General features: G+C 64.2%; 12 protein-coding genes. 9 read left to right on the top strand and 3 right to left on the bottom strand.

What is annotated here, in order from left to right:
- The first annotated feature begins 30 nt into the window (after positions 1–30).
- The 6 genes from sucD (at position 31) to MTR72_RS12360 (ending at position 8,241) form a co-directional block, all read left to right on the top strand.
- Positions 31–915 (top strand): succinate--CoA ligase subunit alpha, encoded by an 885-nt coding sequence (sucD, locus tag MTR72_RS12385; protein ID WP_280967683.1) that lies wholly within the window; start codon positions 31–33, stop codon positions 913–915.
- A 137-nt stretch (positions 916–1,052) separates the two neighbouring features.
- Positions 1,053–4,010 (top strand): 2-oxoglutarate dehydrogenase E1 component, encoded by a 2,958-nt coding sequence (locus MTR72_RS12380; protein ID WP_280967684.1) that lies wholly within the window; start codon positions 1,053–1,055, stop codon positions 4,008–4,010.
- Between the two features lie 160 nt (positions 4,011–4,170).
- Positions 4,171–5,421, top strand: coding sequence for a 2-oxoglutarate dehydrogenase complex dihydrolipoyllysine-residue succinyltransferase (gene odhB, locus MTR72_RS12375; RefSeq protein WP_280967685.1), 1,251 nt, complete (start codon positions 4,171–4,173; stop codon positions 5,419–5,421).
- Between the two features lie 55 nt (positions 5,422–5,476).
- Positions 5,477–6,238: an SDR family oxidoreductase gene (locus MTR72_RS12370; protein ID WP_445819576.1), complete on the top strand. Its 762-nt coding sequence runs from the start codon at positions 5,477–5,479 to the stop codon at positions 6,236–6,238.
- 37 nt (positions 6,239–6,275) lie between these two features.
- Entirely contained in the window at positions 6,276–7,676 is a 1,401-nt protein-coding gene (gene lpdA / locus MTR72_RS12365; RefSeq protein WP_280967687.1) for a dihydrolipoyl dehydrogenase, read from the top strand.
- Positions 7,677–7,710: 34 nt separating this feature from the next.
- Complete coding sequence (locus MTR72_RS12360; RefSeq protein ID WP_280967688.1) at positions 7,711–8,241, top strand: hypothetical protein; 531 nt, start codon at positions 7,711–7,713, stop codon at positions 8,239–8,241.
- 181 nt (positions 8,242–8,422) lie between these two features.
- Here MTR72_RS12360 and MTR72_RS12355 read toward each other — a convergent pair whose 3' ends face one another.
- Complete coding sequence (locus tag MTR72_RS12355; RefSeq protein WP_280967689.1) at positions 8,423–9,013, bottom strand: DUF4337 domain-containing protein; 591 nt, start codon at positions 9,011–9,013, stop codon at positions 8,423–8,425.
- A gap of 89 nt (positions 9,014–9,102) precedes the next feature.
- Complete coding sequence (locus tag MTR72_RS12350; protein WP_280967690.1) at positions 9,103–10,068, bottom strand: tyrosine recombinase XerC; 966 nt, start codon at positions 10,066–10,068, stop codon at positions 9,103–9,105.
- A gap of 146 nt (positions 10,069–10,214) precedes the next feature.
- Here MTR72_RS12350 and MTR72_RS12345 point away from each other — a divergent pair, with 146 nt between their 5' ends.
- On the top strand, positions 10,215–12,425 hold the full coding sequence (locus MTR72_RS12345; RefSeq protein WP_280967691.1) for a primosomal protein N': 2,211 nt from the start codon (positions 10,215–10,217) through the stop codon (positions 12,423–12,425).
- Positions 12,426–12,652: 227 nt separating this feature from the next.
- Here the strand turns inward: MTR72_RS12345 and MTR72_RS12340 are convergent, their stop codons facing one another.
- Positions 12,653–13,150, bottom strand: coding sequence for a septal ring lytic transglycosylase RlpA family protein (locus tag MTR72_RS12340; protein ID WP_280967692.1), 498 nt, complete (start codon positions 13,148–13,150; stop codon positions 12,653–12,655).
- Positions 13,151–13,786: 636 nt separating this feature from the next.
- Between MTR72_RS12340 and MTR72_RS12335 the strand changes: the two genes are divergently transcribed.
- Positions 13,787–14,347 (top strand): F0F1 ATP synthase subunit delta, encoded by a 561-nt coding sequence (locus tag MTR72_RS12335; protein ID WP_280967693.1) that lies wholly within the window; start codon positions 13,787–13,789, stop codon positions 14,345–14,347.
- The gene (gene atpA / locus MTR72_RS12330; protein ID WP_280967694.1) at positions 14,347–15,876 is read left to right on the top strand and encodes a F0F1 ATP synthase subunit alpha; all 1,530 of its coding nucleotides are present in this window, start codon (positions 14,347–14,349) and stop codon (positions 15,874–15,876) included. Before MTR72_RS12335 ends, atpA begins: the two co-directional genes overlap by 1 nt.
- The last annotated feature ends 171 nt before the right edge of the window (positions 15,877–16,047 follow it).

Raw genomic sequence — 16,047 nt, 5'->3', positions numbered from 1 at the left:
CTCACTGTTAGTTTCGCGAAAGCAGACCTCATGTCCATCCTGATCGACAAGAACACCAAGGTCATCTGCCAGGGCTTCACCGGCAAGAACGGCACCTTCCATTCCGAAGCTGCGCTCGCCTATGGCACCAAGATGGTCGGCGGCACCTCGCCTGGCAAAGGCGGCTCGACGCATCTGGGTCTGCCGGTGTTCGACACCGTGCGCGAGGCACGTGAGAAGACGGGCGCGGATGCGTCCGTGATCTACGTGCCGCCGCCGGGCGCAGCCGACGCGATCTGCGAAGCCATCGATGCCGAGATCCCCTTGATCGTATGCATCACCGAAGGCATTCCGGTCGTCGACATGGTGCGCGTGAAGCGCTCGCTCGCCGGTTCCAAGTCGCGCCTGATCGGGCCCAACTGCCCGGGTGTCATGACCGCCGGCGAGTGCAAGATCGGCATCATGCCGGCCAACATCTTCAAGACCGGCAGCGTCGGCATCGTCTCGCGCTCCGGCACGCTGACCTATGAGGCGGTGTTCCAGACCTCGCAGGAAGGCCTCGGCCAGACCACCGCAGTCGGCATCGGCGGCGACCCGGTCAAGGGCACCGAGTTCATCGACGTGCTGGAGATGCTGCTCGCCGACCCCAAGACCGAATCGATCATCATGATCGGCGAGATTGGCGGTTCCGCCGAGGAGGACGCCGCTCAGTTCATCAAGGACGAGGCTAAGCGCGGTCGCAAGAAGCCGATGGTCGGCTTCATTGCTGGTGTCACCGCACCTCCCGGCCGCCGTATGGGCCACGCCGGCGCGATCATCTCCGGCGGCAAGGGCGACGCCAATTCCAAGACCGAAGCAATGAAATCGGCCGGAATCACGGTCTCTCCGTCCCCCGCCCGCCTCGGTCATACGCTTGCCGAAAAGTTGAAAAGCTAATTCAGTTCTTCGTACTTTTCCGGGCGAAGTTTCGTAGCAAATAGGATAAACGGTGCCTGTCGCGTCGAGCCCCTGCCGGGGAGCTCGGCGCCAGCGCCGTTTGTTATGCGCGAACCGAAATCGCCAGGAACTCAAGTATGTCTCGCCAGGACGCGAACGCAGCCTTTGCCCTGTCATCATTTTTGCAGGGCACCAACGCCAGCTACATCGACGAAATCTACGCCCGCTACGAGAAGGACCCATCCTCGGTCGACGCCGAGTGGCAAGAGTTCTTCAAGAGCCTGAAGGACCAGCCCGACGACGTCCGCAAGAACGCCGAAGGCCCGTCCTGGGAGCGCGCCAACTGGCCGCTGACGCCGCAGGACGACCTCACTTCCGCGCTGGACGGCAACTGGGTGGAAGTCGAGAAGGCGGTCGGCGGCAAGATCGCCGCCAAGGCGCAGGCCAAGGGCGCGGACATCTCTTCAGCCGACGTGCTTCAGGCGACGCGCGACTCCGTCCGCGCCTTGATGCTGATCCGCGCCTATCGCATGCGCGGCCACTTCCACGCCAAGCTCGATCCGCTGGGCATCGAGGCGCCGCGCAACCGCGAAGAGCTCGACCCGCGCACCTACGGCTTCAGCGAAGCCGACTTCGACCGCAAGATCTTCCTCGATCACGTGCTCGGCCTCGAGTACGGCAGCTTGCGCGAGATCGTCGCGATCTGCGAGCGCACCTACTGCCAGACGCTCGGCGTCGAGTTCATGCATATCAGCAATGCCGCGCAGAAGGCCTGGATCCAGGAGCGCATCGAGGGGCCGGACAAGGAGATCTCGTTCACCCGCGAGGGTCGTCGCGCCATCCTGATGAAGCTGATCGAAACCGAAGGCTTCGAGAAATTCTGCGACACCAAGTTCACCGGCACCAAGCGTTTCGGCCTGGACGGCGGTGAGTCGCTGATCCCCGCGCTCGAGCAGATCATCAAGCGCGGCGGCAATCTCGGCGTGAAGGAGATCGTGCTGGGCATGCCGCATCGCGGCCGCCTCAACGTGCTCACCCAGGTGATGGCCAAGCCGCACCGCGCCCTGTTCCACGAGTTCAAGGGTGGTTCGGCCAACCCCGAAGACGTCGAAGGCTCCGGCGACGTCAAATATCACCTCGGTGCGTCCTCGGACCGCGAATTCGACGGCAACCGCATCCATCTGTCGCTGACTGCGAACCCCTCGCACCTCGAGATCGTCGACCCCGTCGTACTCGGCAAGGTCCGCGCCAAGCAGGACCAGCACGGCGATCCGCCGGACATGCGCATCTCGGTGATGCCGCTTCTGATGCACGGCGACGCGGCGTTCGCGGGCCAGGGCGTGGTCGCGGAGTGCTTCGGCCTGTCGGATCTGAAGGGCTACCGCACCGGCGGCTCCGTGCACTTCATCGTCAACAACCAGATCGGCTTCACCACCTATCCGCGTTACTCGCGCTCCTCGCCCTATCCGTCGGATGTGGCGAAGATGATCGACGCGCCGATCTTCCACGTGAACGGCGACGATCCGGAAGCCGTCGTGTTCGCAGCCAAGGTCGCGACCGAGTTCCGGCAGAAGTTCCACAAGCCCGTCGTCATCGACATGTTCTGTTACCGCAGGCATGGTCACAACGAGGGTGACGAGCCGGCCTTCACCCAGCCGGTAATGTACAAGAGGATCGCAGCGCATCCCTCGACGCTCGAGCTCTACGCCCGCCGCCTTATCAGCGAAGGCGTGATCACCGAGGGCGAGGTCGACAAGGCCAAGGCCGACTGGCGCGCGCGGCTCGATGCCGAGTTCGAGGCCGGCACCAGCTACAAGCCGAACAAGGCCGACTGGCTCGACGGCAAGTGGGCGGGCTTCAAGATCGCCGACCAGGAAGAGGATGCGCGTCGCGGCGTCACCGGCGTTGATCTGTCCGTCCTGAAGGACATCGGCCGCAAGATCACCAAGGTTCCCGACGGCTTCCGCGTTCACCGCACCATCCAGCGCTTTCTCGAGAACCGCTCGAAGGCGATCGACGGAGGCAACGGCATCGACTGGGCGACCGGCGAGGCCCTGGCCTTCTGCTCGCTGCTGCTGGAAAACCACCACGTGCGCTTGTCCGGACAGGACTCCGAGCGCGGCACTTTCTCGCAGCGCCATTCGGTCCTGATCGACCAGGAGGACGAGAGCCGCTACACGCCGTTCAACCATCTCGGCACTGACCAGGGCCATTACGAGGTCATCAACTCGCTGCTCTCGGAAGAGGCGGTGCTCGGCTTCGAATACGGCTATTCGCTGGCCGAGCCGAATACGCTGACGCTGTGGGAAGCGCAGTTCGGCGACTTCGCCAATGGCGCGCAGGTTGTGTTCGACCAGTTCATCTCCTCCGGCGAACGCAAATGGCTGCGCATGTCCGGCCTCGTCTGCATGCTGCCGCACGGCTATGAGGGCCAGGGCCCCGAGCACTCCTCGGCGCGTCTCGAGCGTTACTTGCAAATGTGCGCCGAAGACAACATGCAGGTGGTCTATCCGACGACGCCGGCGAACTACTTCCACGTGCTGCGGCGCCAGCTCCATCGCGAGATCCGCAAGCCCCTGATCCTGATGACGCCGAAGTCGCTGCTGCGTCACAAGCGTGCGACCTCGCGGCTCGAGGAACTCGCGAAGGGAACGAGCTTCCACCGCATCCTTTATGATGACGCCCAGATGCTGCCGAACGAGGCGATCAAGCTCGTTCCGGACGAGAAGATCCGCCGCATCGTGCTCTGCTCCGGCAAGGTCTATTACGACCTCTACGAGGAGCGCGAGAAGCGTGGCATCGACGACATCTACCTGATGCGCGTCGAGCAGCTTTACCCGGTGCCGCTGAAGGCGCTGGTGGTCGAGCTGTCGCGTTTCAAGAAGGCGGAAGTGATCTGGTGCCAGGAGGAGCCGCGCAACATGGGTGCGTGGCACTTCATCGAGCCTTATCTGGAATGGGTGCTGAACCAGGTGAACGGGGTGAGCCGGCGTCCGCGCTATGTCGGCCGCGCCGCCTCCGCCGCGACCGCCACTGGCCTGATGTCGAAGCATCAGGCGCAGTTGAAGGCGTTCCTGGATGAAGCATTGAGCTGAGCTTTTTCGAACTGAGTCATGCCCCGCGCAAGCGGGGCATCCAGTACGCCGTGGCGTCCGTCGTCGATGCGAACGTCCGGTTTGCTGGATCGCCCGCTTTTCGCGGGTGATGACATCTCAAATTCACGACCGCATTGGCGATCTCCTTAAGGAAAAGACCATGACTGAAATTCGTGTGCCGACGCTCGGCGAATCCGTCACCGAGGCCACCATCGGCCGCTGGTTCAAGAAGGCCGGCGATCCCGTCGCCGTCGACGAGCCCTTGGTGGAGCTCGAGACCGACAAGGTCACCATCGAAGTCCCCGCGCCGTCCGCCGGCACGCTGAGCGAGATCATCGCCGCTGATGGCGCTACCGTTGCGGTCGGCGCGCTGCTCGGACAAATCACCGACGGTGCCGGCGCCGCGAAGCCGGCAGCCGCGCCCGCCAAGCCCGCGGCTGCTGCGGCGGCCGCCGCGGCGGCGCCTGCTGCTGCGCCGGCCCCAAGCGCGCCCAAGGCGCCGCCGGCCGATGCCCCACTCGCGCCGTCCGTGCGCAAGCTCTCTGCCGAGACCGGTATCGACGCCTCGACCGTTCCGGGCTCCGGCAAGGACGGCCGCGTTACCAAGGGCGACATGCTTGCCGCAATCGAGCGTGCAGCTTCCGCGCCGACCCCGGTCAACCAGCCGGCCGCCGCCGTCCAGGTGCGCGCACCGTCGCCGGCCGATGACGCCGCCCGCGAAGAGCGCGTCAAGATGACCCGGCTGCGCCAGACCATCGCGCGCCGCCTGAAGGACGTGCAGAACACGGCCGCCATGCTCACGACCTTCAACGAGGTCGACATGACCAACGTCATGGCGCTGCGTGCACACTACAAGGACGCGTTCGAGAAGAAGCACGGTGCCAAGCTCGGCTTCATGGGCTTCTTCACCAAGGCCGTCGTGCAGGCCCTGAAGGACATTCCGGCCGTCAACGCCGAGATCGACGGAAGCGACCTGATCTACAAGAACTACTACCACATCGGCGTCGCCGTCGGCACCGACAAGGGTCTCGTCGTGCCCGTGGTGCGCGACTGCGACCACAAGTCGATCTCCGACATCGAGAAGAGCATCGCCGATTACGGCCGCCGCGCCCGCGACGGCCAGCTCAAGATCGACGAGATGCAGGGCGGCACCTTCACCATCACCAATGGTGGCATCTACGGTTCGCTGATGTCGACGCCGATCCTGAACGCACCGCAATCCGGCATCCTCGGCATGCACAAGATTCAGGAGCGGCCGATGGTCGTCGGCGGCAAGATCGAGGTCCGCCCGATGATGTATCTGGCGCTGTCCTACGATCACCGCGTGATCGACGGCAAGGAAGCCGTCACCTTCCTGGTTCGCGTCAAGGAGAGCCTGGAAGATCCGGCACGCCTGGTACTGGACCTCTGATTCCTGATGCCTTGAATGCGCCGTCGCCTGCGCAGGCGACGGCGTATGTGCAAAGATGGAGGCGAATGTGACGGATAAGGTTGCGATCATCACCGGCGGTAGCCGCGGCATCGGGCGGGCGACTGCGATCGCTGCGGCGGCGCGCGGCTTTCGCGTCGTCGTTGGCTATGCCAGCAATAAGCAGGCCGCGGACGAGGTCGTGGCCCGGATCGAGGCCAGCAACGGCAAGGCGATCGCGGTGAAATGCGATGTCGCCGAGGAAAGCGATATTCTCGCGCTGTTCAAGGCCGCCGATCAGTTCGGCACGTTGGGCGCCCTCGTCAACAATGGCGGTATTGTCGGCAAGAGTGGCGTGCGTGTCGACGAAATGTCGGCCGAGCGCATCCAACGTGTGATGGCGGTGAACGTCACCGGCTCGATCCTCTGCGCGCGCGAGGCGGTGAAGCGGATGTCGACCAAGCATGGTGGCAAGGGCGGCGTGATCGTCAACCTGTCGTCGGTCGCTGCCAAGCTCGGCTCGCCCAACACCTATGTCGACTATGCCGCCTCCAAGGGCGCGATCGATTCCTTCACCATCGGCCTCGGCTATGAGGTCGCCGGCGAAGGCATCCGCGTCGCGGGCATCCGCCCCGGTCTGATCGACACCGACATCCACGCCTCAGGCGGCGAGCCCGACCGCGCCCATCGTCTGGCCCATATGGTGCCGATGAAGCGCGTCGGCACCGCCGAGGAAATCGCCAACGCCATCGTCTGGCTGATGTCGGACGATGCCTCCTACGTCACCTCAGCCATTCTCGACGTGTCCGGCGGACGCTGACACGTCTTCTCACGCTTAACTTACGGGACTTCCTCTCATGGCTACCTACGATCTCGTCGTCATCGGCACCGGACCGGGCGGTTATGTCTGCGCGGTGCGCGCAAGCCAGCTCGGCATGAAAGTCGCCGTGGTGGAAAAGAACCCCACCCTCGGCGGCACCTGCCTCAATGTCGGCTGCATGCCCTCCAAGGCGCTGCTGCACGCCTCCGAGATGTTTGAGGAAGCCGGGCATTCCTTTGCCAAGATGGGCGTGTCGGTCCCGGCGCCGAAGCTCGACCTGCCGTCGATGATGAACTTCAAGCAGCAGGGCATCGACGGCAACGTCAAGGGCGTCGAATTCCTGATGAAGAAAAACAAGATCGACGTCTTGAAGGGCACCGGCAAGATCCTCGGCACCGGCAAGGTGGAAGTATCCGCCGACGGCAAGTCGCAGGTGATCGAGACCAAGAACATCGTCATCGCCACCGGGTCCGACATCGCGCGGCTGAAGGGCATCGAGATCGACGAGAAGCGCATCGTGTCGTCGACCGGCGCGCTGTCGCTGGAGAAGGTGCCGGGTAGGCTGCTGGTCATCGGCGCCGGCGTGATCGGGCTTGAGCTCGGCTCGGTGTGGCGCAGACTCGGGTCCGAAGTCATGGTCGTCGAATTCCTCGATCGCATCCTGCCCGGCATGGACGGCGAGGTCGCGAAGCAGTTTCAGCGCATGCTGGAGAAGCAGGGATTTGCATTCAAGCTCGGTTCGAAGGTCACCGGCGTCGAAGCGAACGGCAAGGCGCTGCTTGCGAAGATCGAGCCCGCTGCAGGCGGCGCGGCCGAGACCATCGAGGCCGATGTCGTTCTCGTCTGCATTGGCCGCGTGCCCTACACGGATGGGCTGGGCCTGAAGGAGGCCGGCGTCGCGCTCGACAATCGTGGCCGCGTGCAGATCGACCCGCATTTCGCCACCAGCCTCAAGGGCGTCTACGCCATCGGCGACGTTGTCGCCGGTCCGATGCTCGCGCACAAGGCCGAGGATGAAGGCGTTGCTGTCGCGGAGATACTCGCGGGCCAGGCCGGCCACGTGAACTACGACGTTATCCCGGGCGTCGTGTATACCACGCCGGAAGTGTCCGCCGTCGGCAAGACCGAGGAGGAGCTGAAGCAGGCGGGCGTCGCTTATACCGTCGGGAAGTTTCCCTTTACCGCCAACGGCCGCTCCAAGGTCAACCAGACCACGGACGGCTTTGTGAAGATTCTCGCAGATGCGAGGACCGATCGTGTGCTCGGCGTGCACATTGTCGGCCGCGAAGCCGGCGAAATGATCCATGAAGCGGCCGTTCTCATGGAGTTCGGCGGTAGCGCGGAAGATCTTGCCCGCACCTGCCATGCACATCCGACCCGGTCGGAAGCCATCAAGGAAGCCGCGCTTGCGGTCGGCAAGCGGGCCATCCATATGTAGGCAACGCCCCGAGCTGAATCGGGCGGGACAACACATGCTGCGCCGCCTCCTTCAACCGGTCTGGGTCCTGCTGGCGATCATCTTCCTGATCGAAGCCTGGCTATGGGACCATCTCGAGCCGATTGTTGCGCGGGTTGTCGCAGCCATCCCGCTCGCCCGGTTCAAGCAATGGCTGACGGAGCGCGTTGATGCGCTGTCGCCGGCCATGACGCTGATCGTGTTCGCCGTGCCGATCATTCCGCTGTTTCCGCTCAAGCTGGTCGGGCTGTGGCTGCTCACGCACGAATATTGGTTCAGTGCTGCCTTCACCATCCTGTTCGCGAAGATGCTCGGCGTCGGTGTCACGGCCTTCGTCTTCGATGTGACGCGCGACAAGCTTCTGGAGATGCCGTGGTTCGAGCGGCTCTATGAGCTCGTCTTGAAACTGCGCGCCAAGGCCGCCGAGCTCGTCAATCCGATCAAGCAGCGCATCAAGGACGTCATCACCGGCAACGGCGAAGGCTGGTCCTCCCGCACGCTCCGCCTGATCCAGCGTTTCCGCAAGAGCGTTCACGAAGCGCGCTGAGCGCAGCGACGATCAACATCGCGGTCATTGCCCGCCTTGTGCGCAATTGCGCACTGGGGCGGGCAATCCAGTATTCCAGAGGCAGCGAGGATTGAATCGAGAAGCCGCGGCGTACTGGATGCCCCGCCTTCGCGGGGCATGACATCGTCGATGTGACGGCTTTACGCGCCGCCTCAACCCATCAATGCAAATGCAACAGATGCGGCCACCACAGGCCGAGCCCGGTCATGACGAGGCCGGCGAGCGTCAGAATGCCGCTGACATAGGCGAGCGCGAGCATGCCGGTGATGATGGTGGCCGAGGCCAGCACGATGCCGATCTGGAAAGCGGCGGACGCAAGCTCGAAGTGGTGGTATTTCGCCGTGGCCTCGTCGCGCTCATGCTCGGCGTGCTTGGCCTTCTCGGCGAGCTGTTCGGTGCCTTCGCCGGTCTCGGGCTCGGAGCGGTAGCGCGCCGCAGTCTTCTGCCAGTCGTCGATCTGCTTCTGGATCGCGGCCTTGATGCCGTCGTCGGTCGCAGATCCCAGCGCGAGCTTGCCCTGCTCGGCCGCGGTCTGCACGACGGTGCGTCGAATGCTCTTGGCCTGGAAGAAGGCCCAGAGGTTGGCCGCTTCGACGTTCTTGCTGATCGCTTCGGTCTGCGCACCCTTGCCGAGCGTCTCCGAGATCGCCAGGAACAGCGCCAGCACGGCAATCAGCAGAGCGATCTTCCGGTTCTCGCCGGACGCGTGTTCGGCGTGCTCGGCATGCTCCATGCTTTCATGTGCGCTCATATTTCCCTCCTGGTGTCGCCCGCTACGATTGACCGAACAGCGAGAACCGCGCAAGGGGCAAGCGCGTTATGACAGCCTCGTGTCAGCTTTCATCGCCGCGGATGCGCGCTGGCATAGACTTCGAGCAGACGCTCGGAATCGATGCCGGTATAGACCTGCGTGGTCGAGAGCGAGGAATGGCCGAGCAATTCCTGGATTGCGCGCAGGTCACCGCCGCGTGACAGAAGATGCGTGGCGAAGGAATGTCTGAGTGCGTGCGGCGTCGCGCTGTCAGGCAGACCGAGCGCGCCGCGCAGCCGCTCCATCGCGAGCTGGATGATGCGTGGGCTCAGCGGGCCGCCGCGCGCGCCGACGAAGATCGGGCCTTCGGGGGGCAGCGGATGCGGGCACATCGCGACGTATTCGTCGATCAGCGCCAGCACGTTTTGTAGCACCGGCACCATGCGTGTCTTGTTGCCCTTGCCGGTGACGACCAGCACGTCGCCTTCGCCGGGCCGCGGTACCTCGCGGCGCTTCAGGCCCAGCGCCTCGGAGATGCGCAGGCCGGAGCCGTAGAGCAGCGCCATCACCGCGGCGTCGCGGACCAGGATCCAGGTCTCGCGCTCCTCGCCGGCGCGCTCGTCGGCATCCGCGAGGCGTTTTGCCGACGCCATCGGCAGCGGCTTGGGCAGGCTTTTCGCCACCTTCGGCGCACGGATCGCCGATAGTGCTCCGACCTTGCCCTTGCCTTCGCGCTCGAGGAAGCGGCCAAAGGAGCGCAGGCCCGCCAGCGCCCGCATCAGCGATCGGCCGGACACATCGTCAGCGCGGCGCATCGCCATAAAGGCGCGCACGTCGGTTGCCTCTAACGCGGCAAAGCGTGCCAGCGTCACGCGTTCGCCCCAATGGGTGCAGAGGAAATCCAGGCACTGACGCAAGTCGCGGGCATAGGCCTCCAGCGTCTTCGGCGATAGCCGCCGCTCGGCGCCGAGATGCGACAGCCAGCGGGTCATCTCCCGTGTGACCGTCGCATCGGCGCTCGGCAGCTCGATCTGTGGTGCGGCGGCTTTGCTCATGGCTCTGGACGTGATGATTCCGCACAGTATATCGCATCACACCCGTTTATCGTTCGCTAAGGACGCCCGGCGGCGCTAGCCTGACGATCCAGAGTTCCGATTCTCCACCCAAGATCTCCGTCCAAGATCTCCATTCAAGACCATTCATGGATCATTCGCCGCGCAACAGCACCGCCTCAGCCAGCGCGACCCGCATGGTCGACGTGCTGGTGCCAGTTGCGCTCGACCAGACCTATTCCTACCGCGTGCCGCGCGGCATGGAGCTGAAGGCGGGCGATCTCGTCGGCGTGCCGCTCGGCCCGCGCGAGGTGCTTGCGGTGGTCTGGGCGGAAAATGCCAATCCCGATCCGCGCCTGCACAACCGCCTGAAGGACGTCAGCGAGAAGCTCGATCTGCCGCCGCTCAGGAGCGAGTTGCGTTCGGTGGTCGACTGGGTCGCCAACTACACGCTGAGCCCGCGCGGCATGGTGCTGCGCATGTGCCTGCGCATGGGCGAGAACCTCGGACCTGAGCGCGTGCGTGCCGGCGTGCGCCTGATCGGCGACCCGCCGAAGCGGCTGACGCCGGCGCGGCGACGGGTGATCGAGGTGCTGTCGGACGGGCTGCTGCACGGCAAGTCCGAGGCCGCCAAGGAGGCGGGCGTCTCGGCCGGCGTGATCGACGGTCTGGTCGATGAAGGCACATTGGTGGTCGAGCCAATGCCGCCGCCTCCGCCGCCGCCTGCACCCGATCCGGCCTATGGCCGGCCGGATTTTTCGCCGCTGCAGCGTGCCGCAGTGGATGCGATGCGCGCACTCGCCGCGAACGGCACGTTTCATGTCGCGCTCATCGACGGCGTTACCGGCTCCGGCAAGACCGAGGTCTATTTCGAGGCGGTTGCGGAGACCATCCGGCGCGGCAAGCAATCGCTGATCTTGATGCCGGAGATCGCGCTGACCGGCCAGTTCCTCGATCGTTTTGCGCAGCGTTTTGGCGTGCGCCCGCTGGAATGGCATTCCGAGCTCACCCCCCGCACCCGCGCGCGCAACTGGGCGGCGATCTCCGAAGGAAGTGCGCCGGTGGTGGTCGGCGCGCGCTCGGCGCTGTTTCTCCCTTACGCCAATCTCGGGCTGATCGTGGTCGATGAAGAGCACGACCAGGCCTACAAGCAGGATGACGGCGTGCACTATCACGCTCGCGACATGGCGGTGGTACGGGCGCATATCGCAAAGATTCCGATCGTGCTGGCCTCCGCGACACCCTCGGTCGAGTCCGAGGTCAACGCCCGCAAGAATCGCTATCAGCGCGTCGCGCTGCCCTCGCGCTTCGGCGGCCAGCACATGCCGCACATCGAGGCGATCGATCTACGCCGCGAGCCGCCCGCGCGCGGCCGCTTCATCTCGCCGCGGCTCGCCGGCGAGATCAGGACCGCGATCGAGCGGCGCGAGCAGGCGCTTCTGTTCCTCAATCGCCGCGGTTATGCGCCGCTGACCCTGTGCCGCACCTGCGGCCACCGCTTCGCCTGCACCATCTGCGACGCCTGGCTGGTCGATCATCGCTTCCGCCAGCGGCTCGTCTGTCATCACTGCGGCTTCTCGATGCCGCGCCCGCATATCTGTCCGAACTGTTCGGCGGAAGAATCGCTGGTCGCAGTTGGGCCCGGCGTCGAGCGCTTGCAGGAGGAGGCGGCCGCGCTGTTCCCGGAGGCGCGCACCATGGTGCTGTCGAGCGATCTCATCACCTCGATCGAGACGATGCGATCCGAACTTGCCGAGATCGCGGAGGGGCGTGTCGACATCATCATCGGGACGCAGCTCGTCGCCAAGGGTCATAATTTCCCGCGGCTCAATCTGGTCGGCGTGGTCGATGCGGATCTGGGCCTCAGCAATGGCGATCCGCGCGCGGCGGAGCGCACCTGGCAATTGCTCAACCAGGTGATCGGCCGCGCCGGGCGCGAGCAGGGCCGCGGCGTCGGCTATCTCCAGACCCACCAGCCCGACCATCCCGTGATGAAGGCGCTGATCGCCTGCGACCGCGAGGCCTTCTACGATAGCGAGATCGAGCTGCGCGAGCGCACGCTCTATCCGCCGTTCGGACGGCTCGCGAGCCTGATCATTTCCGCAGGCGATCGCCCGAGCGCCGAAGGCTTTGGGCGCAGGCTGGTTGCGCTCGCGCCGCGCGACGAGCGCGTGCAGGTCTTGGGGCCTGCGGAAGCCCCGCTCGCCGTGATCAAGGGCCGCTACCGCTTCCGCATCCTGGTGAAGTCGGCGCGCGGTTTCGACCTGTCCGACTATTTGCGCAACTGGCTCGCCGTCAGCCCGAAGCCGAAGGGCAATTTGAAGCTCGAGGTCGACGTCGATCCGCAGAGCTTTTTGTAGAGACAGGCCCTATCCCCGTCATTGCGAGCGAAGCGAAGCAATCCAGAATCTTTCCGCGGTGACAGTCTGGATAGCCTCGTCGCTGCGTTCCTCGCAATGACGGGCGCAATAAAAAGCCCGCCGTCCCCCAAGGCGGCGGGCTTGTTCACGAGCGCATCAAGCGGCTCACGTCCTTGCGAACGGTGACGAGTGTTGCGCTTGTGATGAGAGGCGCTGGTCGTGCGCCTTTAGGAGACGACTTCAGCGGTGACGCGGCCGACGCCGGCACCCGTGAGGCCGATGGCGCGGGCGGCGCCCGTGGAGAGGTCGAGGACACGGCCGCGAATGAACGGGCCGCGGTCATTGATGGTGACGATGACGCTGCGGCCGCCATGGGTCACGCGCAGCTTGGTGCCGAACGGCAGCGAACGGTGCGCCGCGGTCATGGCGTTCTGGTTGAAGCGCTGGCCCGAGGCGGTCCGGCTGCCGGACTCGTTGCCGTAGAACGAAGCCATGCCGGCGAAGCTGTGCCCCGTGCCGGACGTCGGGTTCATCGACGCGTTGGCATTGCGCCACTCCGAATTGGTCTCGGCCTGAGCGTCGTGGCGATGATGGTGGTGGTAGCGGTGATGCCTGGATTTGGCGGATGCCTCGGTGGCAGTTCCACCGATGAGGAGAGTTGCGGCGACGAAAGCAATCGCCGTGTTCGGCCGGGTTACGTACCCCAGCGTCTTCAATGACAGCATTTAGTGATCCCTGCGCTAGTATTGCCACATATGTGGCCAGTGGAGCCCCCGTCACTCTGTGAGCGGTTTGGCGTTTCGTTTCGCAATGCGGCGTGAATTGGGCAGTAGTTCCGCTATACGTGCGATTGAAACATCTTGTTACTCGAACCGATATTCGAGGAATGTTCCGTAATCTTCGGCTTTAACGATTAATTAACCTCATCAATACTTACAAATACTGTAAAACGAAGTCATTGCTCCCGACGTTTAGAATTGGATAAGTATTCGGCGAGTGAAGCGAGGAACCGTAGATTCACGGCTCTGCGAGCCGTGTTCATGGCGGCTATGCGCTGAGGGCAGGAACGAAACGGGCTGTGGCTGCGCCAGGGCCGTCATCGATTCCGTGCTGTGGCAGGTCGGGGTCGCGGCATCGTGACGTGCGACGAACTGGCGAAGGAAGGCAGTGCCTTTAATTTGGCGTCATGTTGCACCTGCGCGCCTGCCATGCTAGCAAAGCCGCGATTTTACCGAACCCGGCACTTCCTGTGCCGGTCGAAAATCGAAGTCCCGCTTGAATTCCAAGGGCTTGGATCGCTAGGCGCCGCTTCGTGGCGACGGTTTTTCCCTTGCGAATTTGACAGCTAAAAGAGCGCGTCTGTGGCTGCAGAAGATACGTCCGTTTCAGGTGTGTCCGGCCGTTATGCAACGGCATTGTTTGAACTGGCTCGCGACCAGAACGTGGTCGATGAGGTCAAGGCCGATCTCGACAGGTTTGAGGCCTTGCTGAATGAGAGTGCTGATCTGAAGCGCCTCGTCCGCAGCCCGGTCTTCGCCGCCGAGGCCCAGTCCAAGGCGCTGTCGGCCGTGCTGGACAAGGCCGGGATCGCAGGCATTTCCGCCAATTTCCTCAAGGTGCTGACCGCCAACCGCCGCCTGTTCGCGGTGGCCGACGTCATTCGTGCCTATCGCGGCCTCGTCGCCAAGTTCAAAGGCGAGACGACGGCCGACGTCACCGTGGCGGAAGCTCTCTCGGACAAGAATCTCGACGCCCTCAAGGTTGCCCTGAAGTCGGTGACCGGCAAGGACGTCGCGCTGAACGTGAAAGTCGATCCATCGATCATCGGCGGCCTCGTGGTCAAGCTGGGCAGCCGCATGGTTGATGGTTCACTTCGCACCAAACTCAATTCGATCAAGCACGCGATGAAAGAGGCAGGCTGATGGACATCCGCGCCGCGGAAATTTCCGCGATCCTCAAGGACCAGATCAAAAATTTCGGCCAGGAAGCTGAAGTCTCCGAAGTCGGGCAGGTGCTGTCCGTTGGTGACGGTATCGCCCGCGTCTACGGTCTGGACAACGTCCAGGCCGGTGAAATGGTCGAGTTCGAGAACGGCACCCGCGGCATGGCGCTGAACCTCGAAACCGACAACGTCGGCGTCGTTATTTTCGGTGCCGACCGCGAGATCAAGGAAGGCCAGACCGTCAAGCGCACCCGCGCCATCGTGGACGCGCCGGTCGGCAAGGGCCTGCTCGGCCGCGTCGTCGACGCGCTCGGCAATCCGATCGACGGCAAGGGGCCGATCCAGGCCGACAAGCGTATGCGCGTCGACGTCAAGGCGCCCGGCATCATTCCGCGCAAGTCGGTGAGTGAGCCGATGGCGACCGGCCTCAAGGCGATCGACGCCTTGATCCCGATCGGCCGTGGCCAGCGCGAGCTGATCATCGGCGACCGTCAGACCGGCAAGACCGCGATCGCGCTCGACACTATCCTGAATCAGAAGCCGCTCAACGCGCAGCCCGACGAGAACATCAAGCTGTATTGCGTCTACGTCGCGATCGGCCAGAAGCGTTCGACCGTCGCCCAGTTCGTGAAGGTGCTGGAAGAGCAGGGCGCGCTGGAATACTCGATCGTCGTCGCTGCGACCGCTTCGGATCCGGCGCCGATGCAGTACATCGCCCCGTTCACCGGCTGCACCATGGGCGAGTACTTCCGCGACAACGGCATGCACGCGGTCATCATCTATGACGACTTGTCCAAGCAGGCCGTCGCCTACCGCCAGATGTCGCTGTTGCTGCGCCGTCCGCCGGGGCGCGAAGCCTATCCGGGCGACGTGTTCTATCTGCACTCCCGCCTGCTCGAGCGCGCCGCGAAGCTCAACAAGGACCAGGGTTCGGGCTCGCTGACGGCGCTGCCGGTCATCGAAACCCAGGCCAACGACGTGTCGGCCTACATCCCGACCAACGTCATCTCGATCACCGACGGCCAGATCTTCCTGGAGACCGATCTGTTCTTCCAGGGCATCCGTCCCGCCGTGAACGTCGGTCTGTCGGTGTCGCGCGTCGGCTCCTCGGCGCAGACCAAGGCCACCAAGAAGGTCGCCGGCAAGATCAAGGGCGAGCTCGCGCAGTACCGCGAAATGGCGGCCTTCGCGCAGTTCGGCTCCGACCTCGACGCCTCGACCCAGCGCCTGCTCAACCGCGGCTCGCGCCTGACCGAGCTTCTGAAGCAGCCGCAGTTCGCGCCGCTGAAGATGGAAGAGCAGGTCTGCGTGATCTGGGCCGGCACCAACGGCTATCTCGATCCGCTTCCGCTCAACAAGATCAAGGCGTTCGAGGACGGTCTGCTGTCGCTCCTGCGCGGCAAGAACGTCGATATCCTCAACGCGATCCGCGACAGCCGCGATCTGTCCGACGACACCGCTGCCAAGCTGAAGTCGGCGGTCGAGGGCTTCGCCAAGACCTTCGCTTAACAGGGCCGTCATGGCCGGGCGAAAGCGCGAAGCGCGTCTTCGCACTTGATGTCCCGGCCATCCACGCAGCACTGCGTGGAAGACGAGACGTGGATGCCCGGCACAAGGCCGGGCATGACGAATGGATAGGGTTGCGGTCGGGTCAAAAGACCAGATCGCCGGGGTGAACGA

This window comes from Bradyrhizobium sp. ISRA442 (assembly GCF_038085055.1).
Classification (GTDB): Bacteria; Pseudomonadota; Alphaproteobacteria; order Rhizobiales; family Xanthobacteraceae; genus Bradyrhizobium.
The sequence above is the reverse complement of the archived record's forward strand: the minus strand, read 5'-3'. Positions and strand labels throughout refer to the sequence as shown.

Coding starts and splice junctions, on each gene's coding strand:
- MTR72_RS12370 (WP_445819576.1), top strand. CDS start 5,477: ATGGAGGCGAATGTGACGGATAAGGTTGCGATCATCACCGGCGGTAGC.
- odhB (WP_280967685.1), top strand. CDS start 4,171: ATGACTGAAATTCGTGTGCCGACGCTCGGCGAATCCGTCACCGAGGCC.
- lpdA (WP_280967687.1), top strand. CDS start 6,276: ATGGCTACCTACGATCTCGTCGTCATCGGCACCGGACCGGGCGGTTAT.
- sucD (WP_280967683.1), top strand. CDS start 31: ATGTCCATCCTGATCGACAAGAACACCAAGGTCATCTGCCAGGGCTTC.
- MTR72_RS12380 (WP_280967684.1), top strand. CDS start 1,053: ATGTCTCGCCAGGACGCGAACGCAGCCTTTGCCCTGTCATCATTTTTG.
- MTR72_RS12360 (WP_280967688.1), top strand. CDS start 7,711: ATGCTGCGCCGCCTCCTTCAACCGGTCTGGGTCCTGCTGGCGATCATC.
- MTR72_RS12345 (WP_280967691.1), top strand. CDS start 10,215: ATGGATCATTCGCCGCGCAACAGCACCGCCTCAGCCAGCGCGACCCGC.
- atpA (WP_280967694.1), top strand. CDS start 14,347: ATGGACATCCGCGCCGCGGAAATTTCCGCGATCCTCAAGGACCAGATC.
- MTR72_RS12350 (WP_280967690.1), bottom strand. CDS start 10,068: ATGAGCAAAGCCGCCGCACCACAGATCGAGCTGCCGAGCGCCGATGCG.
- MTR72_RS12340 (WP_280967692.1), bottom strand. CDS start 13,150: ATGCTGTCATTGAAGACGCTGGGGTACGTAACCCGGCCGAACACGGCG.
- MTR72_RS12355 (WP_280967689.1), bottom strand. CDS start 9,013: ATGAGCGCACATGAAAGCATGGAGCATGCCGAGCACGCCGAACACGCG.